Annotated in this window: 1 protein-coding gene and 2 pseudogenes; all 3 read left to right on the top strand. The window is 59.6% G+C overall.

Annotation, left to right across the window (positions count from 1 at the left end; all coding sequences use genetic code 11):
- Positions 1–209: pseudogene (locus tag E8Q41_RS18080) on the top strand (methyl-accepting chemotaxis protein); the annotation flags it as partial.
- A gap of 146 nt (positions 210–355) precedes the next feature.
- A complete protein-coding gene (locus E8Q41_RS18075) occupies positions 356–2,200 on the top strand; it encodes a methyl-accepting chemotaxis protein (RefSeq protein ID WP_137156957.1) in 1,845 nt (614 codons plus the stop codon).
- A gap of 249 nt (positions 2,201–2,449) precedes the next feature.
- Positions 2,450–3,767: pseudogene (locus E8Q41_RS18070) on the top strand (methyl-accepting chemotaxis protein); the annotation flags it as partial.

Here is a 3,767-nt window from a genome sequence, read left to right as displayed (position 1 = left end):
CCATGGCGAGCCGCGACCAGTCCAACGCGCTGGCCGAGGTCAATTCGTCGGTCAATTCGATGGACCAGATGACCCAGCGCAATGCGGCCATGGTGGAGGAAACCAACGCCGCCACCCGCCAGCTCGCCGACGAAGCCGACAACCTCATGGGCCTCGTCCAGCAGTTCCGCCTCGCAAGCCAGACCCATCACGCAAGGCGCGCGGCCTGATACGAAAGCCCGGCAAAATGCCTTTGAAAACGCGGCTTCGGCCGCGTTTTTGTTGGAACAATTTAAAAAAGAAATTGTATTTTTATCAAATTTTAAAATTCAAATGAAAACCTCGATTTGCGTTTTATCAAATCGAGTTATGAGCCATGCTCCCAATTCTTCGCTCTTCTGCCGCCAACAGGCTGGCAATCCTCAACGTGCTTGCTGTTTTCGTCACCGCCGCCGTCATCGCGCTTGCGATGGTCTTCAGCCTGAAAAGCTTTGTCATGGACGACGCGTTGGCGGATTCTCGCGACGCCGCCGGTGTTTTCAGTCAGTTTTATGAAATGGATCATGCGGACGCGAAAGTCGTCTTCGCCAGCGGCGCGCCGACAAGCGTGACGATCGAAAAAGTGGTGGTAAAGCCTGACTTCGTGCTCGTCGATCGGGTTGCCGAGGCGATTTCAGGCGTTGCAACCATCTTCGAACGCCAAGGCTCCGACTTCGTCCGCGTCTCAACCAATGTCAAGAAGGATGGCAAGCGCGCTGTCGGAACAAAGCTCGCCGCCGATCATCCGGCGCAGGCTCCCCTCGCCCGCGGCGAAGCCTATTTCGGCCCGGCCACCCTGTTCGGCAAGGGTTTCATGACCGGCTATGTGCCAATGAAAAACCCCGGCGGTGAGACGATCGGCATCCTGTTTATCGGCATCCCCATGGATGTCTATGAAGCGCGGATCAGCTATCTCGCCTGGCTTGCGACCACGGTGGGCGCAGCCGCTGTCATCGTATTCGGGCTCGCCGCCTTTCTGGCCGCCCACCGGATCGTCTCGCCGATGTCCGCCCTTTCGGATTGCATCAACAGGGTTGCCCAGGGCGCGCTCGGCGTAAACGTTCCCTATGTGGAACGGGTGGACGAATTCGGCCGTATAGCCCGGACGATCGACATCTTCCGCGCCGGCATCGCGAAGAAAGCCGAACTCGAGGCAGAAGCCGGCGCCGCTGCCGACAAGTTGCGGCGGGCGCAGGAAAGCGCCGAACTGGAGAAGCGGACCGAAGACGAAAAGCTCAGCCGCGCCGTCGAACTCCTCGCCGCCTCTCTCGGCCGTCTGGCGCAGGGCGATCTCGACTGTCGGATCGAGACGACCTTCGATGGCAGGATCGACGTTCTGCGGCGGGATTTCAACGCCTCCGTGGACCGGATGGGCGAAACGCTCGGCGGCATCGAGGGCGCGACGCGTAATATTCATGGCAATACCGGCATGATGGCGCGAGCGATCGACGATCTGTCGAGACGGACGGAACAGCAGGCGGCGTCGCTCGAACAGACGGCCGCGGCCGTCCAAGAGGTCACCCAGAATGTGAAAGGCTCTTCGGCGCGTGTCGACGAAGCCTCGCGGATCATCGGCAAGGCCCGCGCCACGGCCGACAATTCCGCCACGATCGTGCAGAATGCGGTGTCCGCCATGGTGCGCATCCGCGACGCTTCCGACAAGATCAGCCAGATCATCGACGTCATCGACTCCATCGCCTTCCAGACCAACCTGTTGGCGCTCAACGCCGGGGTCGAGGCGGCGCGGGCGGGTGAAGCCGGAAAGGGTTTCGCCGTCGTCGCCCAGGAAGTGCGCGAACTCGCGCAACGATCGGCCAAGGCCGCCAAGGAAATCGGCGACCTGATCGGCAACTCGGCGCAGGAAGTGTCGACCGGATCCGACTATGTGGAACAGACCGGAGCGGCGCTGATCGAAATCTCAAAACAGATCGTCGATATCGCGGGCCATGTGCAGATCATATCCACCGTCGCCCGAGAGCAGGCGTCGTCGTTGCAGGAAATCAACGCAACGGTGACCGGCATGGATCAGATGACGCAGCAGAATGCGGCCATGGTGGAAGAGACCAACGTCGCGACACGCCAGCTCGCCGACGAAGCGGATGGGCTGATGGAAATGATCGAAAAGTTCAATTTTTCAAAAACGTCGCAAACTGCGATCCGCCGCGATCGCTACGCCGCATAATTAGTCAAGATGCTGAATTTGAATGCAGGGCGCGATATCATCGCGCCCTTTTTTACTTTCCGCTAAAATATATAACAAGCAAACAAATGCGCTTTTATTGAAATCTTCACCCTGGAATTAGGGCAAACTTAACATCTGAATGCAAGTGTCGCGGTGGTTATAAATGAATAAGCTGCGCCCGGCGCGCTGACCCGATCGAATGTGTGTCGCGCGCCTCGCAGGCCCAGGCTGCTCCAGGGGTTATTTCTGATGAACATCGACGCATTGCTTTCACGCTTTCGTATCCAGACGAAGGTTCTGATTTTCATTCTACCATTCGTCGCCGCAATTTCCGCCGTCGGCCTGACCGGGCTCTATGCCTCCGGCCTGTTGCAGGGACGTATGGAAATCTCCAACCGCGTCTTGCAGAGCCTGAGCGGCTTTCGCGATCTGACTGCGGCGATGAACGCCTTCCTCGACAATGCCTCCGACGAAACCTATGCGGCGACCGTGAACACCCTGTCCCGCCAGGACGCGCTCTTGAACGACATGTATTCCCAGATGCGTGACGGCGAAGCCGGCAAGGCCGAACTGGCCGTCGTCATCACCGCCATGGACAAGGTCGGTCCGCAGATCGAGGCCCTGAAGGCGCTGCATGAAAAGGAAACCGGCATCGTCAAGACGCTGAACCAGAATATCAGCGATATCGGCTTCGGCAAACTGGAGCTGAACACCTCGGCCAACACCATCGAGCAAACGGTGTCGCGCGACGACGAAGAAGCCAAGGTCATGCTGGACGACGCATCTCAAATCACCGCCGGCGGCACGCTGGTCAACGACGTCGCCAAGGGCGCGGCGCTGAAGCCCAGCGCTGCCGAGAAGTTCGCCTATATCGAATCGCGCATGAAGGATCTGAAGGCGTTGAAGTATCGATTGGCGGCGCTTATCGGCGACCCCAACGCGGTGGCCGCCAAGAAGCTCGGCGAAGCCGTGAAGTCCGTCGAAGACCTTTTGGCCGAGAAGCAGGTCACGGACGAATCCGCTTCCAAACTCATGACCAAGCTCAATGCGCTGCGCCAGGTGAACATTTTCATCGGCCTCGCCGCCCAGCAGAAGATGAAGAACGCGACGGAACGGTTTGCAGCGCTGAAGACGGAACTGAAGAATGCTCAGTCCATCGTCCGCGACAGCCGCGCCGTTGTGGAGGCGACCTTCCTGATGGAAACCGAGATTGCCCGCTTCATGACGGCGCCCTCGGACGCCAATCTCTCCACGCTGACGCCGATGATCACCCGCCTTCGCACGACGCTCGCCACGCTCGCCATGAGCGCCAAGGGCACGACCCTCGTCTCCAGCCTCGATATGAGCTATGCGCCGGCCATGAAGGTGCTCGACGCCAATTCGAAGGCTTTGCTTGAGGTGTCGAAGAACCGCCAGGCGGCCTTCACCGCCGCGGCCGCCGATATCGACGGCATCTGGAAGCAGCTGACGGCGTTCGCCGAACTTCAGAAGGAAAGCGCCGGCAAGGAGCGCGACAGCGCCAACTCCATCTCCGTCGGCGCCACCATCACCGGCATCCTCATCGCCA

The sequence above is a fragment of the Rhizobium sp. FKL33 genome (assembly GCF_005222915.1).
Lineage (GTDB): Bacteria > Pseudomonadota > Alphaproteobacteria > Rhizobiales > Rhizobiaceae > Rhizobium_E.
This window is presented reverse-complemented; position numbering and strand designations above follow the sequence as displayed.